This window comes from Streptomyces sp. NPDC093591 (assembly GCF_044764885.1).
In the GTDB taxonomy this organism is placed as follows: Bacteria; Actinomycetota; Actinomycetes; order Streptomycetales; family Streptomycetaceae; genus Streptomyces.
The window spans coordinates 67,802-90,890 of the sequence record NZ_JBIWIY010000006.1; the positions used below are offsets into that span (position 1 = coordinate 67,802).

At 71.6% G+C, this 23,089-nt stretch carries 19 protein-coding genes; 13 read left to right on the top strand and 6 right to left on the bottom strand.

Annotated elements, in window-relative coordinates:
• Positions 1-98: 98 nt before the first annotated feature.
• A complete protein-coding gene (locus tag ACIREI_RS14550; protein ID WP_403332186.1) occupies positions 99-2,675 on the bottom strand; it encodes a DEAD/DEAH box helicase in 2,577 nt (858 codons plus the stop codon).
• Between the two features lie 483 nt (positions 2,676-3,158).
• Between ACIREI_RS14550 and ACIREI_RS14555 the strand changes: the two genes are divergently transcribed.
• Positions 3,159-3,914 (top strand): ferritin-like fold-containing protein, encoded by a 756-nt coding sequence (locus tag ACIREI_RS14555; protein ID WP_403332189.1) that lies wholly within the window; start codon positions 3,159-3,161, stop codon positions 3,912-3,914.
• Between the two features lie 176 nt (positions 3,915-4,090).
• On the opposite strand, the gene ACIREI_RS14560 is transcribed toward ACIREI_RS14555, so the two are convergent.
• From ACIREI_RS14560 to ACIREI_RS14575, 4 genes are all read right to left on the bottom strand, one after another.
• The gene (locus tag ACIREI_RS14560; protein WP_403332191.1) at positions 4,091-4,360 is read right to left on the bottom strand and encodes a hypothetical protein; all 270 of its coding nucleotides are present in this window, start codon (positions 4,358-4,360) and stop codon (positions 4,091-4,093) included.
• Positions 4,361-4,566: 206 nt separating this feature from the next.
• Positions 4,567-4,794 (bottom strand): DUF3107 domain-containing protein, encoded by a 228-nt coding sequence (locus tag ACIREI_RS14565; RefSeq protein ID WP_003998121.1) that lies wholly within the window; start codon positions 4,792-4,794, stop codon positions 4,567-4,569.
• A gap of 151 nt (positions 4,795-4,945) precedes the next feature.
• On the bottom strand, positions 4,946-5,587 hold the full coding sequence (locus ACIREI_RS14570) for a TetR/AcrR family transcriptional regulator (RefSeq protein ID WP_095749057.1): 642 nt from the start codon (positions 5,585-5,587) through the stop codon (positions 4,946-4,948).
• 234 nt (positions 5,588-5,821) lie between these two features.
• Positions 5,822-6,046 carry a hypothetical protein gene (locus ACIREI_RS14575; protein ID WP_403332195.1) on the bottom strand — a complete coding sequence of 75 codons (225 nt, stop codon included), beginning with the start codon at positions 6,044-6,046 and terminating at the stop codon, positions 5,822-5,824.
• 319 nt (positions 6,047-6,365) lie between these two features.
• Between ACIREI_RS14575 and ACIREI_RS14580 the strand changes: the two genes are divergently transcribed.
• From ACIREI_RS14580 to moeZ, 12 genes are all read left to right on the top strand, one after another.
• Complete coding sequence (locus tag ACIREI_RS14580) at positions 6,366-7,508, top strand: alpha/beta fold hydrolase (protein ID WP_403332198.1); 1,143 nt, start codon at positions 6,366-6,368, stop codon at positions 7,506-7,508.
• Between the two features lie 8 nt (positions 7,509-7,516).
• Positions 7,517-9,214 carry a DUF3152 domain-containing protein gene (locus tag ACIREI_RS14585; RefSeq protein ID WP_403332201.1) on the top strand — a complete coding sequence of 566 codons (1,698 nt, stop codon included), beginning with the start codon at positions 7,517-7,519 and terminating at the stop codon, positions 9,212-9,214.
• 56 nt (positions 9,215-9,270) lie between these two features.
• Positions 9,271-9,363, top strand: a complete 93-nt coding sequence (locus ACIREI_RS14590; protein ID WP_403332203.1) for an Ms4533A family Cys-rich leader peptide — start codon at positions 9,271-9,273, stop codon at positions 9,361-9,363.
• Between the two features lie 199 nt (positions 9,364-9,562).
• On the top strand, positions 9,563-11,281 hold the full coding sequence (locus ACIREI_RS14595; protein ID WP_403332206.1) for an ABC transporter substrate-binding protein: 1,719 nt from the start codon (positions 9,563-9,565) through the stop codon (positions 11,279-11,281).
• A 4-nt stretch (positions 11,282-11,285) separates the two neighbouring features.
• The gene (locus ACIREI_RS14600) at positions 11,286-12,305 is read left to right on the top strand and encodes an ABC transporter permease (RefSeq protein ID WP_403332208.1); all 1,020 of its coding nucleotides are present in this window, start codon (positions 11,286-11,288) and stop codon (positions 12,303-12,305) included.
• Positions 12,302-13,300 carry an ABC transporter permease gene (locus tag ACIREI_RS14605; RefSeq protein WP_403332211.1) on the top strand — a complete coding sequence of 333 codons (999 nt, stop codon included), beginning with the start codon at positions 12,302-12,304 and terminating at the stop codon, positions 13,298-13,300. Before ACIREI_RS14600 ends, ACIREI_RS14605 begins: the two co-directional genes overlap by 4 nt.
• Positions 13,297-14,946, top strand: a complete 1,650-nt coding sequence (locus ACIREI_RS14610) for a dipeptide ABC transporter ATP-binding protein (RefSeq protein WP_403332214.1) — start codon at positions 13,297-13,299, stop codon at positions 14,944-14,946. Before ACIREI_RS14605 ends, ACIREI_RS14610 begins: the two co-directional genes overlap by 4 nt.
• 239 nt (positions 14,947-15,185) lie before the next feature.
• A complete protein-coding gene (locus ACIREI_RS14615) occupies positions 15,186-16,895 on the top strand; it encodes a DUF3492 domain-containing protein (RefSeq protein WP_403332217.1) in 1,710 nt (569 codons plus the stop codon).
• Complete coding sequence (locus ACIREI_RS14620; RefSeq protein ID WP_403332220.1) at positions 16,892-18,145, top strand: hypothetical protein; 1,254 nt, start codon at positions 16,892-16,894, stop codon at positions 18,143-18,145. Before ACIREI_RS14615 ends, ACIREI_RS14620 begins: the two co-directional genes overlap by 4 nt.
• A 275-nt stretch (positions 18,146-18,420) precedes the next feature.
• Positions 18,421-19,416: an NAD-dependent epimerase/dehydratase family protein gene (locus ACIREI_RS14625; RefSeq protein WP_403332223.1), complete on the top strand. Its 996-nt coding sequence runs from the start codon at positions 18,421-18,423 to the stop codon at positions 19,414-19,416.
• A complete protein-coding gene (locus ACIREI_RS14630) occupies positions 19,404-20,207 on the top strand; it encodes a spherulation-specific family 4 protein (protein ID WP_403332225.1) in 804 nt (267 codons plus the stop codon). The genes ACIREI_RS14625 and ACIREI_RS14630 overlap by 13 nt, the downstream gene beginning before the upstream one ends.
• A gap of 63 nt (positions 20,208-20,270) precedes the next feature.
• Entirely contained in the window at positions 20,271-21,449 is a 1,179-nt protein-coding gene (gene moeZ / locus ACIREI_RS14635) for an adenylyltransferase/sulfurtransferase MoeZ (protein WP_403332228.1), read from the top strand.
• 83 nt (positions 21,450-21,532) lie between these two features.
• Here moeZ and ACIREI_RS14640 read toward each other — a convergent pair whose 3' ends face one another.
• Positions 21,533-23,080, bottom strand: a complete 1,548-nt coding sequence (locus tag ACIREI_RS14640) for an alpha/beta hydrolase (RefSeq protein WP_403332231.1) — start codon at positions 23,078-23,080, stop codon at positions 21,533-21,535.
• Between the last annotated feature and the right edge of the window lie 9 nt (positions 23,081-23,089).

Consider the following 23,089-nt stretch of genomic DNA (forward strand, 5'->3'; position numbering starts at 1 on the left):
CGGCTCGGGGGTGGCGGCGCCCGGCACCGCGTAAGGCGGCCCGGGTACGCCGACGGCCCGGCCCCGCGTGAGGCGGGACCGGGCCGTCGTACGGGAGATCAGCTCTCCGCGGGCTCCGTGGCGGCCGTGGCCTTACGGGTACGGCGCACCTTGGGCTTCACCTCGGCCGTGGCGTCGGCGGCCTCCACCACGGTCGCCGCCGCCTTGCGGGTACGGCGACGGGGCGCGGGCGCCTCCGTGGCCGTCGGCTCCTGCGTGGCCTGGGCCGGGATGTCGGCGGCCTGGGTAGCGGTCGCCGCGGTCTTGCGGGTGCGGCGTGCCTTGGGCTTGGCCTCCGCGGCCTCGGCCGTGTCGACGGCGGCCTCGGCTGCGGCCGCTGTCTTGCGGGTGCGCTTCGGCTTGGCCTCGGCGGCCTCCGGCTCCGCGACGGCCGCGGCGGCCTTGCGCGTACGGCGCGGCTTCGCCTCCGTGCCCTCGGCCGTGTCCACGGCGGCTTCGGCCGTGGCCTTGCGGGTGCGGCGCGTCTTGGGCTTGGCCTCCGCGGCCTCGGCCGTGTCGACGGCTGCCTCGGCTGCGGCCGTTGCCTTGCGGGTGCGCTTGGGCTTGGCCTCGGCGGCCTCCGGCTCCGCGGCCGTCTGGGCCGGGATGTCGGCGGCCTCGGTGGCGGATGCCGTGGTCTTGCGGGTGCGGCGCGTCTTGGGCTTGGCCTCGGTGGCCTCGGCCGTGTCGACGGCAGCCTCCGCGGCAGCGGTCGTCGCCTTGCGGGTCGTCCGGCGGCGCGGCTTGGACTCCTCCGCCACCTCCGGGGTCTCCTGTGCGGCCTCGGCGGTGCCCTCGGCCGTGTCGACCGCGGCCGCTGCCTTACGGGTGCGGCGGCGCGGCTTGGGCTCCGTCGCCTCCGGGGTCTCCTGTACGGCCTCGGCGGCGCTCTCGGCCGTGTCGACCGCGGTCTCGGCGGCCGTCGTCGCCTTGCGGGTGCGGCGGCGCGGCGTGGTGGCGGGAGCCTCGTCGGGCTCCGAGACCGTCGTGGCCTGCGCCTCCGGCGTCGTCGCCTCGGTCGAAGTCGCCTTCGACTCCGCCGACTTGCGCGTCCGGCGGCGGCGCGGCTTCGCCGCGGCCTCCTCGGAGGCGTCCAGGGACGGGCCCTCCGCCGTCGCGACGGCCGCCTCAGCGGCCTCCGCGGGCTCGGGCGCCGAGGACGTGGCCGTCACGGCAGCGGCCGGCTCCGAGGACGCCCCGCCGCGGGTGCGGCGACGGCGGCGCGGGGTGCGGGGCGCGGTCACGGCCTCCGCCGTGGTCGCCTCGACGGTCTCGTCCGCCACAGCGGGACCGGCGGCCGGCGCCGACGTCCCGTCCAGCGATGATCCGCCGCGCGTACGGCGGCGGCGACGCGGCGTACGCGCCGAGCGCTCGCGGTCCGGCGAGGACGAGTGGGACTCGTCCCGGCCGCCCCGGCCACCGCGACCGCGCGCACCGCGTCCGCCGGTCTCGCCGAGGTCCTCCAGCTCCTCCGCCCCGAGCCCGGCACGCGTGCGCTCCGAACGCGGCAGGACACCCTTGGTGCCCGCGGGGATGTTCAGCTCCTCGAAGAGGTGCGGGGAGGTGGAGTACGTCTCCGGCGGGTCGTTGAAGTTCAGCTCCAGCGCCTTGTTGATCAGCTGCCAGCGCGGGATGTCGTCCCAGTCGACGAGGGTGATCGCGATGCCCTTGGCGCCCGCGCGGCCGGTGCGACCGATGCGGTGCAGGTACGTCTTCTCCTCTTCCGGCGACTGGTAGTTGATGACGTGTGTCACGCCCTCGACGTCGATGCCCCGGGCGGCGACGTCGGTGCAGACGAGGACGTCCACCTTGCCGTTGCGGAAGGCGCGCAGCGCCTGCTCGCGGGCGCCCTGGCCGAGGTCACCGTGGACCGCGCCGGCGGCGAAACCACGCTGCTGGAGCTGGTCGGCGAGGTCGGCCGCCGTGCGCTTCGTACGGCAGAAGACCATGGCCAGTCCCCGGCCGTCGGCCTGCAGTATGCGCGCGACCATCTCGGGCTTGTCCATGTTGTGCGCGCGGTAGACGAACTGCGCGGTGTTCGCGACCGTCGCGCCCTCGTCGTCCGGCGCGGTGGCGCGGATGTGGGTGGGCTGCGACATGTAGCGGCGCGCGAGGCCGATGACCGCGCCCGGCATGGTCGCCGAGAACAGCATGGTCTGGCGCCGGGCCGGCAGCATGTTGATGATCTTCTCGACGTCGGGCAGGAAGCCCAGGTCGAGCATCTCGTCGGCCTCGTCGAGGACGAGCGCCTTGATGTGCTTGAGGTCGAGCTTCTTCTGGCCCGCGAGGTCCAGCAGCCGGCCCGGGGTGCCGACGATGACGTCGACGCCCTTCTTGAGGGCCTCTACCTGGGGCTCGTAGGCCCGGCCGCCGTAGATGGCGAGGACGCGGACGTTGCGCACCTTGCCCGCGGTCAGCAGGTCGTTGGTGACCTGCGTGCACAGCTCGCGCGTGGGGACGACGACGAGCGCCTGCGGGGCGTCGGTGAGGGCCTCGGGCTTGGCGCGACCGGCCTCCACGTCGGCGGGGACGGTGACGCGCTCCAGGAGCGGGAGACCGAAGCCCAGCGTCTTGCCGGTACCGGTCTTGGCCTGGCCGATGACATCCGTGCCGGAGAGGGCGACGGGGAGGGTCATCTCCTGGATGGGGAAGGGGGTGACGATGCCGACGGCCTCAAGGGCCTCGGCGGTCTCGGGAAGGATTCCGAGCTCTCGGAAAGTCGTAGTCAGGGTGCTGCCTCTTCTGTGTACGCGGTGCGAGGCGAGCGCGGGGGTCTTGACGGACCGTGCCGGGGACGTCGGCTGCCATACGGTCGGGCCGTAAGGCACGGGACCACTGCCGACGCTCTAGCGCTCGTACCGCTGAGGGTGTCCCCCTCCGGGCTCCGTACGCAGAGTGCCGTACGGCCGTGGAGGGCTGTCGGGTCGGAGCCGATCGGGCCACCGACCGGGCATCCTCATAACGTGCGGCCCGTCGAGATACGTCTGAGTACTCAGCGGGCGCATTACCACCATACCCCGGAAACGCGCACATGCGATGGCCGAATTGGTCACGTAGTCGGCGTCACAGTCACTGACCAGGGCCTTCCCCGACGCGGTGAGCGGGCTATTGTGCGCTTCATGACGACGCCTGACAACACCCCTGACGCCCCCGACACCGCTGACTCCGCCGTCGAACACACCGGGGTCGCCGCCCAGGACTGGGCGCAGGCCTCCGCCGATCCGCAGTACCGGGCCGCTGTCGTGGACCTGCTGGGCGCGCTGGCCTACGGGGAGCTGGCGGCGTTCGAGCGGCTCGCGGAGGACGCCAAGCTGGCGCCGACGCTGGCGGACAAGGCGGAGCTGGCGAAGATGGCGTCGGCGGAGTTCCACCACTACGAGAAGCTGCGGGACCGGCTGACCGAGATCGGGGCCGAGCCGACGGAGTCCATGGAGCCGTTCGTCGCGGCGCTGGACGGGTTCCACAAGCAGACGGCGCCTTCCGACTGGCTGGAAGGGCTGGTCAAGGCGTACGTCGGTGACTCGATCGCCAGTGACTTCTACCGGGAGGTCGCGGCTCGGCTCGACTCGGACACGCGCGGGCTGGTGCTGGCCGTGCTCGACGACACCGGGCATGCGTCGTTCGCCGTGGAGAAGGTGCGGGCCGCGATCGATGCCGATCCTCGTGTGGGTGGGCGGCTTGCGTTGTGGGCGCGGCGGTTGATGGGGGAGGCGCTGTCGCAGTCGCAGCGGGTGGTGGCCGACCGGGATGCGCTGTCGACGATGCTCGTGGGTGGGGTCGCGGACGGGTTCGATCTCGCGGAGGTCGGGCGGATGTTCTCGCGGATCACTGAGGCGCACACCAAGCGGATGGCTGCGCTGGGGTTGGCCGCGTAGGGTTTCGCCCCCGCCGCCCCTACCCGTCCCATCCTGAAGGGGCGCTGCCCCTTCGGCCCCGCCAGGGGGCTCCGCCCCCTGGACCCCCATCGGCCCTGAACGGGCCTCCTCCTCAAACGCCGGACGGGCTGAAGGTGCGGACCGGCGTCAGGGGTCTGGCGGCCGGTCCTCTGGGGTTACGCGGTCGCCGAGTGGCGGTGGAGTCTTCCCGCCGGGCGTACCAGCAGGGAGAGGGAGGCGGTGGAGACCACTGCCGCGCCGATGAGGATCAGGAAGAGGTTGCCGAAGTCCAGCGCGGTGTGCGTGATGAAGGCGCCGAAGAGGGCGCCGGCGACACCCGTCGGCAGGACCAGGGAACGGGCCGGAAGACGGTGCGGCAGGCGGTGGGCGGCAGCCCATGCCAGGGCCAGGCCGAGGATCGCGGAGCTCAGCGCTTCCAAGAGCATGTTGGGGTCCCTCCCACATGGCCGGCCTGCTCGAAACGGTCGTAGCCCGTCATACCCCTGACCTGCGGAATGCAATCCTCCCCTGTGATCGCCCTGTGCTCCGTTCGTGAAGAAACCCATCCGTGGAGGACTCCGTGGGAAACAGGAGGGGCCCGGCGACCGAAGTCGTCGGGCCCCTCCTGTCACGCCTGTCCGGCGGCGCCTTCCTACAGCGCGCCGAAGCCCACCTTGCGCGGGGCCGGCTCACCGAGCTCCACATACGCGAGGCGTTCGGCCGGGACCAGAACCTTGCGGCCATGCTCGTCCACGAGGGTCAGCAGCTGTGACTTCCCGGCCAGTGCCTCGGACACGGCCCGCTCGACCTCCTCGGCACTCTGACCGCTCTCCAGAACGATCTCGCGGGGCGCGTGCTGCACGCCGATCTTGACCTCCACGGCTATGTCCCTCCGACGGTCAGTGAAGTGCGCGACCTTCCGCGCCGTACCCAGCACACATTAGCCCGGTGAGGGGACGTACACGCTCCGCCCGAGAACGCCAGGAGCGAACAGCGGACGGGAACAAACGCCCCGCACACGCGCGTGCGTGTCAGTGGTGGTCCGTGCCGTGCAGCGGGAAGCCCGCGATGCCGCGCCACGCCAGGGACGTCAGCAGCTGCACCGCCTGGTCGCGCGGAACGCTGCGGTCGCTGTGCAGCCAGGAGCGGGCCACGACCTGGGCGAGACCGCCGAGGCCGGAGGCGAGCAGCATCGACTCAGCGCGCGAGAGGCCGGTGTCCTCGGCGATGACGTCGCAGATCGCCTCGGCGCACTCGTTGGTGACCTTGTCGACGCGCTCGCGCACGGCCGGTTCGTTCGTCAGGTCCGACTCGAAGACCAGGCGGAAGGCGCCGCCGTCGTCCTCGACGTACGCGAAGTACGCGTCCATCGTCGCCCGTACGCGCTGCTTGTTGTCGGTCGTCGACGCCAGCGCGTTCCGCACGGCCTGGATCAAGGACTCGCAGTGCTGGTCCAGCAGGGCGAGGTACAGGTCCAGCTTGCCCGGGAAGTGCTGGTAGAGCACCGGCTTGCTGACGCCGGCACGCTCAGCGATGTCGTCCATCGCCGCGGCGTGGTAGCCCTGCGCGACGAAGACCTCCTGGGCGGCGCCCAAGAGCTGGTTCCGTCGGGCACGGCGCGGCAGGCGCGTGCCCCGCGGGCGTGCCGCCTCTGTCTGCTCGATGGCTGTCACGCCGCCTCCCAATGTCGTCCACATGCGGTGTGCGCCGCGCCGCCATCGTACTTTTCGGTAACCCTGCTGTGCGCGGTGCGAGCGCAGAATTTCACGGACCGGACGGTGACGATAGTCATGCAGAAGGTTTGAAACCGGGCTGGAACGGGCAACAAATGGCCTCATTCCTGCTCAGCGGCGCTCTCTTCCGCGCTCTTTCGCGTCCGGTCACACCTTCGCCGACCGCACCTTCGTTCACCGATAGTCGTCCTCGTCGATGGAGACGACACGCGCCTGCTCGGCCAGATCGGCCTCGCTGGCCCGGTCCTGGTCCTCGCCGGTCACCGGATCGTCGCGCTCGGGCCGGACGTCGGCGTGCTGCTCGGCCGCGTCGGCCGTGGGGGCCTCGACGTCGAACTCCTGGGCTTCCTGGGTGTCGTCGTTCACGAACGTCTCGGGATCGGTGGGATCGACGGTCATGGCGGGCTCCCTTCCTTGAACGTCCCCGTGGGTGGGGCACAACGTCCCTGGGTGAAGCAGGGGTCCATATGCGGGTGCCCTGCGTATGAGCCTAGGAGACACAAGTTCCGGACGCTATGCGATCCGCGGGGGACCTGCGGGCGATGTGGGCGGGTTTCGCGCGGGTGGCTCGAGGCCTGACGGGCAGGTCATGCGGCTGCCGTGTCCGTGCGCGATGGGCGGGGCCATGTGTGTGCGTCATGCTGCGACTGCCATGTACGTGTCGACTTGTGACGGCGAACACATGAACCAGGGCGTGATCGTCTCGTAACATTGCCGCATGTCTTCGACCGAACTCCCGTCCGCGCCGGCGACTGCCAATGTGCTGCCCAAGGTGGCGACCGTCAGGGTCGCGGAGGGGGAGCGGCTTCGATCGGTCGGGCTGCCGGGGATCACGCTGACGGTGCGTTCGAGGCCACCCGCGCGCGAAGGCCTGCCGCCCGCGCTGTACGTCCACGGACTCGGCGGTTCCTCGCAGAACTGGTCGGCGCTGATGGAGCAGCTCGAGGGAGACGTCGACGGCGAGGCCGTCGACCTGCCGGGGTTCGGTGACTCGCCGCCGCCGGACGACGGCGACTACTCGATCACCGCGCACGCACGCGCGGTGATTCGTTATCTCGACGCCTGCGGCCGCGGTCCCGTACACCTCTTCGGCAACTCGCTCGGCGGCGCGGTCACCACGCGCGTCGCGGCGGTTCGTCCCGATCTGGTCCGTACGCTCACTCTCGTGTCACCTGCACTGCCGGAAATCCGCGTCCAGCGCACGGCCGCGCCCACGGCACTGCTCGCGGTGCCGGGAGTGACCGCGCTCTTCACCCGGCTCACCCGGGGCTGGACGGCGGAGCAGCGCGTCCGCGGCGTGATGCACCTCTGTTACGGCGACCCCGAGCGGGTGACTCCGGAAGGATTCCGCAACGCGGTCGAGGAGATGGAGCGGCGGCTGCAACTGCCGTACTTCTGGGACGCGATGACCCGTTCCGCGCGCGGGCTGGTCAACGCCTACACGCTGGGCGGCCAGCACGCCCTGTGGCGCCAGGCCGAGCGGGTGCTGGCGCCGACACTGCTCATCTACGGCGGCCGCGACCAGCTCGTGGGCTACCGCATGCGCCAGAGAGCAGCGCGCGCCTTCCGCGACTCCCGCCTGCTGAGCCTGCCGGAGGCCGGGCACGTGGCGATGATGGAGTACCCGGAGGTGGTCGCCCGGGCGGTCCGTGAACTCCTCGCGGAGACCGATGAGATGGCGGAGACCGCGGGGACTGTGGGGACTGTGGATATGGGGAAGACGGGTGGGTCGGCGGCCGAGGAGCGCACAGGGCGCGGCGAGGGTGCGGCCGGGGCCGTCAGCCGGGGCGCGGATGGCGTCGGCGACAGGGTCGCCGCCGCGGGCGGGGACGAGGCCGTGACCGAGAACGCGGGGAGCTGAGGCGCGACGTGGGACGCCACAGCCGCCGCGGGTCTGCCGCCAAACGCGACACCGCGGACACAACTGCACGACAGGGCTCTCGGGGAGCACAGCCGGAGACGGGCGCGGCCCAGCGGGGATCGTCCGCGCCGGGTGCGGGATCCGGCAGGGTCCCCACGGCGAGGCCGGGTGCGGCTCCGGGGGCGGGGCAGGGGGGTTGGGCGCAGGCCGGTGGCCCCGGCGGTGCTGGTGGTCCCGGTGGCCCTGGCGGTCGCAGGGTGCCCGGTCCGCCGCCCGCTCGGCAGGGGGCGCCGACGGATGGGGCGCCGGCGTACGGAGGGCGGGGGGGCCCGGGCGGTACGCCCGCGCAGAGGATCCCGAGGCTGCCTGACGGCACGCCCGCGCATGGTTTTCCGAGGTTCCCGGACGGCACCCCCGCGCATGGCTTCCCGAGGCTTCCCGACGGCACCCCCGCCCGCGGCGTTCCTCGTCTGCCGGACGGCACTCCCGCCCAGGGCGTCCCCCGCTTCGCGGGCGGCACCCCGGCTCACGGCATCCCCCAGGCCCGCGGCGGTCACCCCGAGCAGCGTGAACCGGGCGGTGGCTGGGGTGAGTTGAGGGGCCGTACCGGGGTTGCGTACGGGGTCTCCCCGGCGGTCGGCGCTCCTCCGGCGACCGGCGCTCCCCTTCCACGGCCCCGGCGGGCATCGCCGTCCGAGGGACCCCGGCAGGACTACCTCGACGCCTTCGACGGGGACGTCGACGTCTTCGCGCTCCGTACGTCCGACGCCGCGCACCCCGCCGACCCGTACGCCTCGGTCACCGACTGGGACACCGAGGCCGGGGCCCGGGGCGGCGTCGCGAACGACACCGACCTCGACGACGACGCCCCGCCGACCGGCGAGCCCGTGCCGGCGAAGGGCGCCAAGGGCCGGGCCTTCACCGGCATCGCGGCCGCCGCCGTCGTCACCGTGCTGGCCGTGGTCGTCGCCGGTCAGGTCGCGAAGGGGCGGGAGGACACCGACGTACAGTCGCAGTCCGCCGGCGAACAGGCGCGGGACGCCCGTGACTCGGCCTCGCGCAGCGACGGGCGGCCGACGCCGTCCGGGGCGCCGAGCGTGGCGCCGCTGACGTACGAGCAGAAGATGGACAAGAAGTACGCGCTCAGCGCCACCCTCGATGGCTCGGGAAAGTTCGACGCGGTCCGCGGGATCGACAAGGCGCCCGGTACGGGGCAGAAGTTCACCTACCGTGTGGACGTGGAGCAAGGGCTCGGGCTCGACGGGGAACTCTTCGCACAGGCCGTGCAGAAGACGCTCAACGACGATCGCAGCTGGGCCCACAACGGCGCCCGCACCTTCGAACGCATCTACTCCGGCAAGCCCGACTTCGTGATCACCCTGGCCAGCCCCGGTACGACGGCCGAGTGGTGCGCCAAGTCCAGTCTGGACACCACCGTCGACAACGTGTCGTGCGACTCCGCCGCCACCGAGCGCGTGATGATCAATGCGTACAGATGGGCGCAGGGGTCGGAGACATACGGTGATCGGATCCACGAGTACCGGCAGATGCTGATCAACCACGAGGTCGGCCACCGGCTCCGCTACAACCACGTCACCTGTGACAAGGAAGGCGACCTCGCCCCGGTCATGCAGCAGCAGACCAAGTTCCTCGAATATCGCGGGATCCGCTGCCGGGCCAACCCGTGGCCGTATCCCGGGAATTGACGGGGGCCTCACACGTCACATTGACAGGTGCAGCGAGTTCGTACATATTTCTGCACATGTCGACCCGTCACACCTCCTCTCGCGCCGCCATCGAGCTGGCGCTCATCGGTGTGACCGCTCTGTGCGTGGCCGACGTCCACTGTCGCTGACGCCCGCCCCTCGCGTTCGCGTCGCGATCTTTTCTCCACTCTCCACTCCTGTGAGTCGCTGACGGTTTTCCCCGGTTCCGCGGCTCATTCATGGATTTCCGACGACCCGGCGCGGGGGCAGACGTCTGCCCATCTCCGTCTCACTCCTCGTCAAACCGTCTCGCTATTCGAGATTCGTCATTCCGAGAGGTCGTCTCCGATGCGCCAACCGTCCGTCACAGCGCGCCGCGTGGCCGCGGCATCCGTCACCCTGGTCCTGGCAGCGGGCGCGGCCGCCTGCGGGCCCGAGGGCAACGATGCCAAGGGCGCCGGCGGCGACTCCGCGCCCCACGAGGGCGGCACGCTCACGGTCCTGAACTCCAATCCCCAGCAGGACTTCGACCCCGCCCGGCTGTACACCTCCGGCGGCGGCAACGTCCCCTCCCTCGTCTTCCGCACGCTCACCACCCGCAACCGCGAGAACGGCGAGGCCGGCGCCGAGGTCGTCCCCGATCTCGCCACCGACACCGGGCGGCCCAACAAGGACGCGACCGTGTGGACGTACACCCTCAAGAAGGGCCTCGAGTACGAGGACGGTACCAAGATCACCTCGGCCGACATCAAGTACGGCATCGAGCGCTCCTTCGCCCCCGAACTGTCCGGCGGCGCCCCCTACTTGCGGGACTGGCTGGTCGGCGCCGCCGACTACCAGGGGCCGTACAAGGACAAGAAGGGCCTCTCGGCGATCGAGACGCCGGACGAGCGGACCATCGTCTTCCATCTGAACAAGCCCGAGGGCGAGTTCCCCTACCTGGCCACGCAGACGCAGTTCACGCCCGTCCCGAAGAGCAAGGACACCGGCACGAAGTACGAGGAGCACCCGGTCTCCTCCGGCCCGTACAAGGTCGTCAGGAACGACAACGACGGGGAGCGGCTCCTCCTGGAGCGCAACACCCACTGGTCCGCCTCGACGGACACCGAGCGCAAGGCCTACCCCGACAAGATCGACGTACGGTCCGGGCTCGACTCGTCCGTGATCAACCAGCGGCTGTCCTCGTCCCAGGGGGCGGACGCGGCCGCGGTCACCACGGACACCAACCTCGGGCCGGCCGAACTCGCCAAGGTGACCGGCGACGAGGACCTCGCTTCTCGCGTCGGCACCGGACACTTCGGCTATACCAACTACCTCGCGTTCAACCCGACGATCAAGCCGTTCAACAACGTCAAGGTGCGGCAGGCGATCTCGTACGCCATCGACCGGTCGTCGGTGGTCAACGCCGCGGGCGGGTCCGCGCTGGCCGAGCCCGCCACCACCTTCCTGCCGAACCAGAAGTCCTTCGGCTACGAGCCGTACGACCTGTTCCCGGCCGGCGAGGCGGGCAACGCGGCGAAGGCCAAGGAGTTGCTGGCGCAGGCCGGTTACGAGAACGGGCTCACCGTCACGCTGACCCACTCCAACGCCAAGGACTTCGAGACCAGCCCCGAGATCGCGACCGCGGTCCAGGACGCGCTGAAGAAGGCCGGCATCACGGTCAAGCTGCAGGGTCTGGAGGAGAACGACTACTCGGACAAGATCCACAACGTGAAGACCGAGCCCGGCTTCTTCCTCGCGCACTGGGGTGCCGACTGGCCCTCCGGCGGCCCCTTCCTCGCCCCGATCTTCGACGGCCGGCAGATCGTCAAGGACGGCGCCAACTTCAACACGGGCCTGCTCAACGACAAGTCGGTCAATGCCGAGATTGACGCGATCAACAAGTTGACCGATCTTGACGCCGCCGCCAAGAGGTGGGGTGCACTGGACAAGAAGATCGGCGAGCAGGCGCTCACCGTGCCGCTGTTCCACCCGGTCTACAAGCGGCTGTACGGCAAGGACGTCAAGAACATCGTGATCAGTGACTGGACCGGTGTTCTGGACATCTCCCAGGTCGCGGTGAAGTAGCGCCGTGAGTGAGGCAGTTCTCGCCGTCGAGGCTCCCGGGGTGTCCGCTCCGGGGGCCTCGGGGGCCCGTCAGTTCTGGCGGCGGCTGCGGACGCAGCGCGCCGCCCTCGTCGCGGCGGTCGTCGTCGCGCTGCTCGTCCTGGTCGCGCTCGCCGCACCGCTGCTCACCGCGATCGAGGGCCAGGACCCCACTACGTACCACCCCTCCTTGGTGGACTCCGCGCGCGGGGGCGTGCCCATCGGGCCGTTCGGGGGAGCGGGCGCCGAGCACTGGCTCGGCGTCGAACCGCAGACCGGCCGGGACCTGTTCGCGCGGCTGGTGTACGGAGCGCGTGTGTCGCTCGGGGTCGCGCTGGCGGCGACGGTCGTGCAGCTCGTCCTGGGCGTCGTCATCGGTGTCGCGGCCGGGCTCGGCAACCGCTGGGTGGACCTCGTCCTGACCCGGATCGCCGACATCTTCGTGGCCATGCCGCTGATGGTCGTCGCGCTCGCCCTGCTCGCCGTCGTGCCCACGAGCTTCCCGCGCCCCGTCCTGGTGGCGCTGGTCGTCGGCCTGGTCTCCGGCTGGGGCACGCTCGCCAAGATGGTGCGCGCGCAGACGCTCACCCTCAAGGAGCTCGACTACGTCGCCGCCGCCCGGCTCAGCGGCTGGGGCACGGTCCGGATCGCCCGCCGCGAGCTGCTCCCCGGACTCGCCGCACCCGTCGTCACGTTCGCGGCCATCCTCGTCCCGTCCAACATCACCGTCGAGGCGGCCCTGTCCTTCCTCGGCGTGGGCGTGAAGCCGCCGACGCCTTCCTGGGGGCAGATGCTGACCTCCGCGGACGTCTGGTACCAGGCGGCACCGCAGTACCTGCTGCTGCCCGCCGGCGCGCTGTTCGTGACCGTCCTGGCCCTCACCGTGCTCGGCGACGGCGTCCGCACGGCTCTCGACCCGCGCGCGGCCTCACGGCTGCGGGTCGGGACCGGCCGCAAACGGGAGAAGGCCGGCCTCGGCCAGGAGGCGAAGGGGGAGGCCTCGTGACCGGCTTCGGTGGGTTCGTGCTGCGGCGCGCTGTCGGCGCCCTCGTCACCCTGTTCGCCCTCTCGGTGATCATCTACGTCGTCTTCTACGTCACCCCCGGCAACGTCGCCCAGATCACCTGCGGCCCGCGCTGCTCGCCGGCCCAGGTCCAGCAGGTCGCCGGGCAACTGCACCTCGACGATCCGCTGTACACGCGGTACTGGCACTTCCTGCAGGGCCTCTTCATCGGCCAGGACTACTCCACCGGCACGTCGGTGCAGCACTGCTCGGCGCCCTGCCTCGGGCTGTCGTACCGGAGCGACCAGCAGGTCACGGCGCTGATCCTGGCGAAGCTGCCGGTCACGGCCTCGCTCGCGCTGGGCGCCATGGTGCTGTGGCTGGTCATCGGCGTCGGCACCGGCGTGCTGTCGGTGTGGCGGCGCGGCCGGCTCACCGAGCGGCTGCTGACCACGCTCACCCTCGCGGGCATGTCCACGCCCGTCTTCGTCATCGGACTCGTCCTGATGATCGTCGTCTGCGGGCAGTTGGAGCTGCTGCCCTTCCCGCAGTACGTCGCCTTCACCGACGACCCCGAACAGTGGGCCTGGAACCTGCTGCTGCCCTGGCTGTCGCTCGCGCTCATCGAGTCCGCGACGTACGCGCGGCTGACCCGGGCCTCGATGCTGGAGACCCTCGCCGAAGATCACGTCCGCACGTTCCGGGCCTATGGCGTCGGGGAGCGGGCGGTCATCTGGCGGCACGCCCTGCGCGGCGCGGTCGCCCCGCTCATCGCCGTGAACGCCAACAACCTCGGCGTCCTGTTCGGCGGAGCCGTGCTCACCGAGACGCTGTTCGGGTTGCCCGGCATCGGCCAGGAGATGGTCGAGGCGGTCAAGGTCGTCGACCTGCCGGTGGTCGTCGGCATGGTTCTGGTGACCGGCTTCTTCGTGGTCCTGGCCAACGCCGTCGCGGACATGCTGTACGCGGTGGCCGACCGACGGGTGGTGCTGACGTGAGCGACGCCGAGAAGATCCCCGCGCAGGGCGCCGGCAAGGGCTCGTCCCCCGGCCTCGTCGAAGTGGCGGGCCTGACGGTCGACTTCGGGGACCTGCGCGCCGTCGACAAGCTCTCGTTCCGTCTGGAGCTGGGCGCCGCCCTCGCCCTCGTCGGCGAGTCCGGCTCCGGCAAGTCCACGGTCGCGGCCGCCCTGCTCGGCCTGCACCGCGGCACGGGCGCGCGGGTCGGCGGCGCGATCGACGTGGCCGGCGTCGACGTACAGCAGGCTCCGGAGGAGACGCTGCGGCGGCTGCGCGGCGGCACGGCGGCCATGGTGTTCCAGGACCCGCTGTCGTCCCTGGACCCGTACTACGCCATCGGCGACCAGATCGCCGAGGTCTACCGGGTACACACGCGTGCCTCACGACGAGCGGCACGCGCGCGTGCCGTGGAGGTCCTGGACCGGGTGGGAATTCCGGACGCGGTACGGCGATCCCGTTCGCGCCCGCACGAGTTCAGCGGCGGCATGCGCCAACGCGCCCTCATCGCCATGGCGCTGGCCTGCGAACCCGACCTGCTGATCGCCGACGAGCCGACGACCGCGCTCGACGTGACCGTCCAGGCCCAGATCCTCGACCTCCTGCACAGGCTCCGCGAGGAGACGGGCATGGGGCTCCTGCTCGTCACGCATGACGTCGGAGTAGCCGCCGAGAGCGTCGACGAGGTGCTGGTGATGAGGCACGGGCGGTCGGTGGAGCACGGGCCGGTCTCCGCCGTACTGGGTTCGCCCGCGCAGCCGTACACGCGCGAACTGCTCGGCGCGGTCCCGCGTGTGGACGCGCCGCGCGGCGCCGAAGTTGCTGGGAAGCCGGCCGAGGCCATCCTTGAGGCGACCGGCCTCCGGCGTGAATTCGGGCGCGGGAAGCGGGCGTTCACGGCGGTGGACGACGTGTCTCTGACGATCCACCGCGGCGAGACCCTCGGGATCGTGGGCGAGAGCGGCAGCGGCAAGACGACCCTCGGGCGCATGCTGGTCGGCCTGCTGGAACCGACGGCGGGCGAGGTCCGTTACGACGGCCACGCGCGCGTGGGCGTGAAGCCGGCCGTGCAGATGGTCTTCCAGGACCCGGTCTCCTCCCTCAACCCCCGCCGTAGTGTGGGTGAGTCGATTGCCGACCCCCTACGCGCGCGTGGCGAGCGGGAGGAGGGGCGCATCCGGGGGCGCGTACGGGAACTGCTGGAGCGCGTGGGGCTCGAAGCGGCGCACTACGACCGCTACCCGCACGAGTTCAGCGGCGGCCAGCGCCAGCGCGTCGGCATCGCGCGGGCGCTCGCCGCCGACCCGCGCGTCATCGTGTGCGACGAGCCCGTCTCCGCTCTCGACGTGACCACGCAGGCCCAGGTGGTCGCCCTGCTCGGCGAGTTGCAGCGCGAACTCGGACTCGCACTCGTCTTCGTCGCGCACGACCTCGCCGTCGTACGCCAGGTCAGCGACCGGGTCGCGGTGATGCGACGCGGGCGGATCGTCGAGGAAGGCCCCGCCGACGAGGTGTACGACAACCCGCAGGACCCGTACACCAAGCGACTCCTGGCCGCCGTACCGGCACTCGATCCGCTGATCGCGGCTCAGCGGCGGGCGGCGCGAAGGGAGTTGGCCGTGGTGTGACCGTCATCGGTCGCCTCGGTCGCCTCGGTCGCCTCGGGCGTTCGGGAGTGACGATGCGTGCGCGTTTGGTCTCTTAGCGCGACGGAACGCGGCCCGCACGGGAAAGTTACGACCCTTCACCCCTTTTGGTGGCGCGATGGACAACCGTCCATCGCGCCACCGCCTTGTCCGCATACGTTCGTCCCGCTGTGAGCCGCCGGGGTGATGGCGGCTCCCCTTACGGGAGACGGGGTGTACTCGTGCGCATCGGACTGATTGCGGAGGGTGGCTATCCGTATGTGAACGGTGACGCCAGGCTCTGGTGCGACCGGCTCGTGCGCGGGCTCGGGCAGCACGAGTTCGACGTCTACGCGCTCAGTCGCAGCGAGCGCCAGGAGGACGAGGGCTGGGTCCCGCTGCCGGCGCAGGTCAGCCGCGTGCGCACGGCGCCGTTGTGGACGGCCGAAGAGGACGGCGTGGTGTACGGGCGCCGTGCGCGCCGGCGGTTCGCCGAGTGCTACGGCGAGTTGGTGGCCGTGCTCTGCGCAGGGGGGACCGGGAACCCTCCCGGAGCCTCCGAGGACGCGTCGGCCACTGAGGCGGACCGTTTCGGCAACGCGCTGTACGGGCTCGCCGAACTCGCCCGTGACGAGGGCGGACTGGTGGGAGCGCTCCGCTCCGAGTCCGCCGTACGCGCCCTTGAGCGCGCCTGCCGAGCGCGGGGCGCACTGCGTACGGCGCGTGAGGCGCGCGTACCTGATCTGCTGGCCTTCGCCGCGCATCTGGAACGTGCCCTGCGCCCCCTCTCGCTCGACTGGTACGAGGACGACGCCCTGGGCTCGGCCGACCTGTGTCACGCCGCTTCCGGCGGCTCGGCGGCCCTCCCCGGCCTGCTCGCCCAGCACTTCTACGGCGTACCGCTGCTGCTGACCGAGTACGGGGTACGGCTCCGCACGCACTATCTGGCCGCCACCGAGTCCTCGCCCGCCGTACGGTCCCTGCTCGCCGCCTTCCACGGCAGGCTCGCCGCCGAGACCTACGCCCGGGCCGCCCTCGTCACCCCCGGCAACACCCACGCCCGTCGCTGGCAGGAGCGCTGCGGCGCCGACCGCGCGAAGCTGCGCACGGTCTACCCCGGCATGGACGCCTCCCGCTTCGCCGAGGTCGGCGAGGCCCAGGAGGGCGCGGACCCGGACACCCTGGTCTGGGTCGGCCGTATCGAGCCCGCCAAGGACCTGGTGTCGTTGCTGCACGCCTTCGCCGAGGTCCGCAAGGAGGAACCGAAGACGCGGCTGCGGATCGTCGGCGCCCCCGCGGGCCCCGAGGGGGACGCCTACCTCGGCCACTGCAGGGCGCTCGCCGCGCAGCTCTTCCCCGACGAGGCCGAGGGCCCGCACACCGTCGGCGACAACCCGGTCTCCTTCGAGGAGATCGGCGGCCCCGAGATCCCCACGCTCGCCGACGCGTACGCCGCGGGTGCCGTGGTCGTCCTGTCCAGCGTCGTCGAGGGCTTCCCCATCAGTCTGGTCGAGGCCATGTTCTGCGGCCGTGTGACGGTGTCCACGGACGTCGGCGCGGTGGTGGAGGTCATCGGCGGCACCGGCCTCGTCGTACCCCCGCGCAACCCGCGGGCGCTCGCCGAGGCCTGTGTGGCGCTGTTGCGCGATCCCGAGCGCCGTGAGCGCCTGGGTGCGGCGGCCCGCGCGCGTGCGCTCGAACTGTTCACCGTCGAGCAGAACGTCGCGGCATTTCACGGCATTTACCTGGAGATCGTCTCGCGTACGCCGGTCCGCCGCGTCGTCCTCGACGAGGCCGGCGCCCCCCTGCCCTTCGCCGTCCCCGCCGAGGCCCACGTCCCCGGCCGCTGGACCGAGCGATCCACACGCCAGGTGGCCCGCGGCGGCCCCGCCCGCCCGACGGATGCCCCCGTACGAGCCACCTCGTTGCCCGCGACGGAGGCGGCCCGATGAGCGGCCTGGGAGGCCTGGACCGCCCCGGGGCCCCGACCAGCCCCGGGGCCTGGGACGAGCGGTCGGAGGAGTGGCTCGTGGCGGAGACGGACGTGCGCGAGGGCGGGGTCGACGGCCCGCCCGCCAGCCAAGAACCAACCGCCACCGGCACCACCGGCCCCCGGCCGGGCGCCGCTCGTCGCACCGGCGCCGACCCCGTGAAGGCGCTGATGCACCGTCATCGCAACCTGTGCGAACGCGCGGTGGACCCGTTGGAGATCGCCGCCGGCCTGGAAGCCCACGGCGTCACCGACCGCACCGCGGCACGCTTCCTGCACCGCGACGTCTTCTCCCTCGCGGAGGAGATGTACGCCCGAGTGGCCCGCGACGGCGAAACGCCCCCCACCTCCCCGCCCCTGCCCACCCCCCGCGTACGAGCCGACTGGATTCTCCTCACCCTCCTCCCCGGAGCCCTCTGCGCGGCGGCCGTGACCGCCCTGCACCTCACCCATGGCCAGTCCCGCCTGATCGCGGCCGCCGCAGGAGTCCTCGCCGTCCCTCTCGCCCTGCGCGCGGCACTGGCCCGAGGCCCCCTCGCCACCACGCACGCCACACACCCGACGGCCACCCGCACCTGCTGGCTCCTCGCCTACGCCCTCCTCGGCGACGGCCTCCTCCAGGCAGCCGCCACCGGAGGCCCCGACGCCCTGCCCGACAGCGGCCTCTGGCCCCTCACCACCGCCCCCCTCCTGGCCCTCAGCCTGTCCTGCGCCCCCGCGGCATGGTCCGCCCACCTCCTCGCCGTACGAGCCCGCCGCAAACTGTCGGCCAGCCGAGCCCTGGCGGACTTCGCCACCTCCGTGAAGCCCCTGCTCCTGGGCACGTTCGCGCTCTACCTCGGCGCCCTGACAGCCCTACTGACCCTGACGGCCGCGGTCCTGGGCGAGCCCGCCGCCTACCCGCAAACCCTCACCCTGGGCGCGCTCCTGCTCCTCTCCCGCCTCCTCACCACCCACGGCTTCACGCACGCCCCCGCCCTGGTCCTCACCGCCACAGTCACAGCCGAGGCCACGGCCCTGGCCGCCCTCTTCACAGCCCGCCTCCCCGGCTGCGCCTGGCTGGCAACCCCGGTCGAGTCCCTGATCGACACGTGGGGCCCGGCCGCCATCCCCACCATCGCCTGCGGCACGGGCGCCCTGACCCTCCTGCTCCACGCGACCCGCACTCTTACGAGGGCGTCGGCGCACGCACGGGCGGACGGTTCATGCTGACGCGACAGGCATCGGCGACGCGCCGCACTCGCGTACGGCGGGAAGGGGGCACGCCCCGGCGCGGCCCCGACCCACGACGAAACCGTGGGAGCCACGTGACCCCCCACTCGGCCGCACGGGCCGCCGAAGGCATACACGCCCGCAAGCCCGCTGAACCCCTTCTGTGTCAAAGCCCCTCTCTGAAAAGCCCCTCTGCCTGAAGTTCTTGTCCGTGAAGGAGACCCCCAAATGATCACCTCCCGACCCGACCACGCCTCGGCCCCGGGAGCCGCCCGATGAGAGTCCTGCTGATCGGAGCCAACGGCTACCTCGGCCGCTTCGTGGCCGACCGCCTCCTCGCCGACCCCGCCGTCCAACTCACCGCGCTGGGCCGAGGCGACGACGCCGACGTCCGGTTCGACCTCGCGTCCGGCAGCCCCGGCGCCCTCACCCGCTTCCTCGACGCGGTCCACCCCGGGGTCGTCATCAACTGCGCCGGCGCCACCCGAGGCGGCGCCCGCGAACTCACCCGGCACAACACCGTCGCCGTCGCCACCGTCTGCGAGGCCCTGCGCCGCAGCGGCTGCGGCGCCCGCCTCGTGCAGATCGGCTGCGGTGCCGAGTACGGCCCGAGCCAGCCCGGCTCCTCCACGGCCGAGGACGCCGTCCCCCGCCCCGGCGGGCCGTACGGCGTCAGCAAACTCGCCGCCACCGAACTGGTCCTGGGCTCCGGCCTGGACGCCGTGGTTCTCCGGGTCTTCTCACCCGCGGGCCCCGGCACCCCCGCCGGCTCCCCCCTCGGCCGCCTCGCCGAGGCCATGCGCCGCGCCATGCAGTCCGGCGACGGCGAGCTCAAACTCACCGGCCTCGGCGCCCAGCGCGACTTCGTCGACGTCCGCGACGTGGCCCGCGCCGTCCACGCCGCCTCGCTGTCCGCAGCGCAGGGCGTCATCAACATCGGCTCGGGACGCGCCGTCCGTCTCCGGGACGCCGCCGCCGTCCTCGCCCGCGTGGCCGGATACGGCGGCGCCCTCCACGAACTCGACGGCCCCCCCGGCCCGTTGCGGCCGTCCATCGGCCACCCACGCGCCGACTCGGACCACATGAGCCACACAGCCCACGCGACGCACCCCGGCCACGGCGCCCCGGCCGCGTACCCGTACCCGGACGGCTGCGGCAGCTGGCAGCAGGCCGACGTGCGCACCGCACGCGACCGGCTCGGCTGGCGGCCCCGGATCAACCTCGAAGAGTCCCTGGGTGACATCTGGATGGAGGCGGCATGCCGTATCTGACCGGCACACAACCGACGGCCAGGAGCACACACCTCCGCACCGGCCTCGGCATCCCCGGCTACGCACACCCCCTCCTCGCCCCCACCGAGTGGGGCGAACTCACCCGCCCCGGCACCCCCGTGCACTGGGTGGTCCTGAACGTCGCGGACGGCCCCGGTACCCGCCCCGACCCGCACTGCCTCGATACCGCCGCAAGACTCCGCAACGCCGGAGTCCGCATCCTGGGCCACCTCGACACGGCTCACCTGGGCACGGCCCACCCGGACGCGGCGCACTTCGACACGGCCGAAGACACCCGCGCCTTCGGCGAGGTGATCTCCGAGGCGCACCGCTACCTCGACTGGTACCGGGTCGACGGCTTCTTCCTGGACCGCTGCCCGACCGAACGCGCCGGGCTGCCCCAGATCCGCCGCACGATCACCACGCTCCGCGCGCTGCGTGACAAGGCCCACATCGTGCTCGGTCACGGCACCCATCCCCACCCGGGCTACGCCGAGTGCGCCGACCAGTTGGTCACCTTCCGGGGCTCGTGGAGCGACTACCGCTGGTCGCAGGTGGCGGAGTGGACCGCCGACTACCCGCCCGACCGCTTCTGCCACTTCGTGCACGGGGTGCCCCGCCCCCACCTCGACGAGGCACTGCGCATCGCCCGCTGGCAGGGCGCGGCGACCATCTACTTCACCGACCGCACGGACCGCACCGACCGGGGTGGCCGCACCAGCCCCTGGGGGGCCATGCCCGGCTACTGGGACGAAATCGTCTCGCGGATCGGAACAGGTGTCTCGGAATGAAAAAGCCCATGGCAGTGTTACGGAGAGAACAACCGTAGTGATCGACCGACCAACGGAGTCCCCGTGTCGCTGCCACCCCTGGTCGAGCCCGCTTCCGAGCTCACCGTAGACGAGGTTCGCAGGTACTCCCGCCACCTGATCATTCCCGATGTGGGGATGGACGGGCAGAAGCGGCTGAAGAACGCCAAGGTGCTGTGTGTGGGCGCCGGCGGCCTGGGCTCGCCGGCGCTGATGTACCTGGCCGCCGCGGGCGTCGGCACGCTCGGCATCGTGGAGTTCGACGAGGTCGACGAGTCGAACCTGCAGCGCCAGATCATCCACAGCCAGGCCGACATCGGCCGCTCCAAGGCCGAGTCCGCCCGCGACTCCGTCCTCGGCATCAACCCGTACGTGAACGTGATCCTTCACGAGGAGCGGCTCGAGGCCGACAACGTGATGGACATCTTCAGCCAGTACGACCTGATCGTCGACGGCACGGACAACTTCGCGACCCGCTACCTGGTCAACGACGCCTGCGTGCTGCTGAACAAGCCGTACGTGTGGGGCTCGATCTACCGCTTCGACGGCCAGGCCTCCGTCTTCTGGTCCGAGCACGGCCCCTGCTACCGCTGCCTCTACCCGGAGCCCCCGCCGCCGGGCATGGTCCCCTCCTGCGCCGAGGGCGGTGTGCTGGGCGTGCTGTGCGCGTCCATCGGCTCCATCCAGGTCACCGAGGCCATCAAGGTCCTCACCGGCACCGGTGAGCCGCTGGTCGGCCGACTGATGATCTACGACGCCCTGGAGATGCAGTACCGCCAGGTCAAGGTCCGCAAGGACCCGAACTGCGCGGTCTGCGGCGAGAACCCGACCGTCACCGAGCTCATCGACTACGAGGCCTTCTGCGGCGTCGTCTCCGAGGAGGCCCAGGAGGCGGCCGCCGGCTCGACGATCACTCCCAAGCAGCTCAAGGAGTGGATCGACGACGGCGAGAACATCGAGATCATCGACGTCCGCGAGATCAACGAGTACGAGATCGTCTCGATCCCCGGCGCCACGCTGATCCCGAAGAACGAGTTCCTCATGGGCACCGCGCTGGAGAACCTCCCGCAGGACAAGAAGATCGTCTTGCACTGCAAGACGGGTGTCCGCAGTGCGGAAGTCCTCGCGGTCCTGAAGTCCGCTGGCTTCGCCGACGCCGTGCACGTCGGTGGCGGCGTGATCGGCTGGGTCAACCAGATCGAGCCGCACAAGCCGGTCTACTGAGCGGACTCCCTCGCCCACAGGGCGGGCCTCGCTCGGACGGCGGGGGCTTGGGGCACCACGGGTGCTCGAAGCCCCCGCCGCCGTCATGAGCAGACCTTGCCGTCCTTCGGAACCGTCCCCTGCAGCAGATAGGCGTTCACCGCCGAGTCGACGCAGTCGCTCCCCTTCCCGTACGAGGCGTGACCCTCGCCCTTCCAGGTGAGCATCACGCCGACGCCCTTGCCCAGTTCGTCCGCCATTTTCCGGGTGCCCTCGTAGGGCGTCGCCGGGTCGCCGGTGTTGCCGACCAGCAGGATCGGGGCCGCACCCGGCGCACTCACCTCCGGGGTGTCGTGCTGTCCGGCCACCGGCCAGTCGTGGCACCACCCGGCCGTGTCCCAGCCCAGCATGGGGCCGAACACGGGCGAGACCTTCTCGAACCGCGGCAGCAGCTTCCTCGTCTCCTCGAGCGTCGGTCGCTGCTTGGTGTCCAGGCACGATATGACCCGTTGTGAGTGGGTCCCTGTGCCGTAGTGCCCCGAGGCGCTGCGTTCGTTGTAGTCGTCGGCGAGCGCCAGGAGTTCCGAGCCGTCTCCCCCTTCGGCTGCCTCCAGGGCGCTGGTCAGGGTCGGCCAGCTCGCCTCGCTGTAGAGCGGCCTGATGATGCCGGTGAGAGCGAGTGCCTCGGTGAGTTTCCGCCCGGACGACGTCGGCAGCGGACTCGCGTCGATCCGCTTCAGCAGTTTCACGATCTTCTGCGAGCCCTCTCCGGCGCCCCGGCCGGTGGAGTCGAGGTAGTTGTCCAGCGCGCGCTGGAAGCCCCTGGCCTGGTTCTCGGCGTGCCCCTCCCCGTCGGCGCTCGGATCGACGACCGCGTCCAGGATCAGCCGCCCCACGTTCTTGGGGAACAAGTGGGCGTAGACGCCGCCGAGTTCGGTGCCGTAGGAGATGCCGAAGTAGTGCGTCTTCGTGTCGCCGAGGACCTGGCGCATCAGGTCCATGTCGCGGGCGGTGTCGGTGGTCGACACATGCGCGATCAGCGCCCCCTCGGACTTCTGGCAGCCCTGGCCGAAGTCGGCGGCGTCCCGGAGGTAGGCCGTCTCCTCGGCAGGGGTGTCCGGCGTGATGTCCACGGACTCGGAGGCCTGGATCTCCTTGTCGGTGCGGCAGCGCACGCCCTCACTGGCGCCGACCCCGCGCGGGTCCCAGCTCACCAGGTCGTACCGCTTGCCCAGCTCGGACGTGGAGGAGGCGTACCACGGCAGCGTGGACAACCCCGAGCTGCCGGGGCCGCCGAAGTTGAACAGGAGCGAGCCGATGCGGTCGTCGCCGGTGGCCTTGGCGCGGATCAGTGCGAGGTCGATCGTCCTGCCGTCCGGTTTCGCCCAGTCCAGCGGCGTCTCGAGCGTGGCGCACTGCCACTCGTCGCCGGGCGCGGGGGAGTCCCCGGTGGCCTTGCAGCGTCCCCAGTCGAGCTTCTGCGAGGTCAGCGAGGACGGCAGTGGAGCCGCCGAGCCGGCGGACGCGGCCGAGGAACTCGTCCCGCTCGTCCTCCCACCGGCGCCGCCGCCGTCGGACGAGCCGCCGCTGCAGCCCGTCACCAGCAGCGCGGCGGTGGTCGTCAGGGCTGTCCACCGAGCGAATCGCGCCATGTCATTTCC

Excerpts from the sequence above, each read along its gene's own strand:
- ACIREI_RS14590 (WP_403332203.1), top strand. The coding sequence starts at position 9,271 with ATGTCGACCCGTCACACCTCCTCTCGCGCCGCCATCGAGCTGGCGCTC.
- ACIREI_RS14555 (WP_403332189.1), top strand. The coding sequence starts at position 3,159 with ATGACGACGCCTGACAACACCCCTGACGCCCCCGACACCGCTGACTCC.
- ACIREI_RS14630 (WP_403332225.1), top strand. The coding sequence starts at position 19,404 with ATGCCGTATCTGACCGGCACACAACCGACGGCCAGGAGCACACACCTC.
- ACIREI_RS14625 (WP_403332223.1), top strand. The coding sequence starts at position 18,421 with ATGAGAGTCCTGCTGATCGGAGCCAACGGCTACCTCGGCCGCTTCGTG.
- ACIREI_RS14550 (WP_403332186.1), bottom strand. The coding sequence starts at position 2,675 with ATGACCCTCCCCGTCGCCCTCTCCGGCACGGATGTCATCGGCCAGGCC.
- ACIREI_RS14580 (WP_403332198.1), top strand. The coding sequence starts at position 6,366 with ATGTCTTCGACCGAACTCCCGTCCGCGCCGGCGACTGCCAATGTGCTG.
- ACIREI_RS14575 (WP_403332195.1), bottom strand. The coding sequence starts at position 6,046 with ATGACCGTCGATCCCACCGATCCCGAGACGTTCGTGAACGACGACACC.
- ACIREI_RS14560 (WP_403332191.1), bottom strand. The coding sequence starts at position 4,360 with ATGCTCTTGGAAGCGCTGAGCTCCGCGATCCTCGGCCTGGCCCTGGCA.
- ACIREI_RS14640 (WP_403332231.1), bottom strand. The coding sequence starts at position 23,080 with ATGGCGCGATTCGCTCGGTGGACAGCCCTGACGACCACCGCCGCGCTG.
- ACIREI_RS14595 (WP_403332206.1), top strand. The coding sequence starts at position 9,563 with ATGCGCCAACCGTCCGTCACAGCGCGCCGCGTGGCCGCGGCATCCGTC.
- ACIREI_RS14620 (WP_403332220.1), top strand. The coding sequence starts at position 16,892 with ATGAGCGGCCTGGGAGGCCTGGACCGCCCCGGGGCCCCGACCAGCCCC.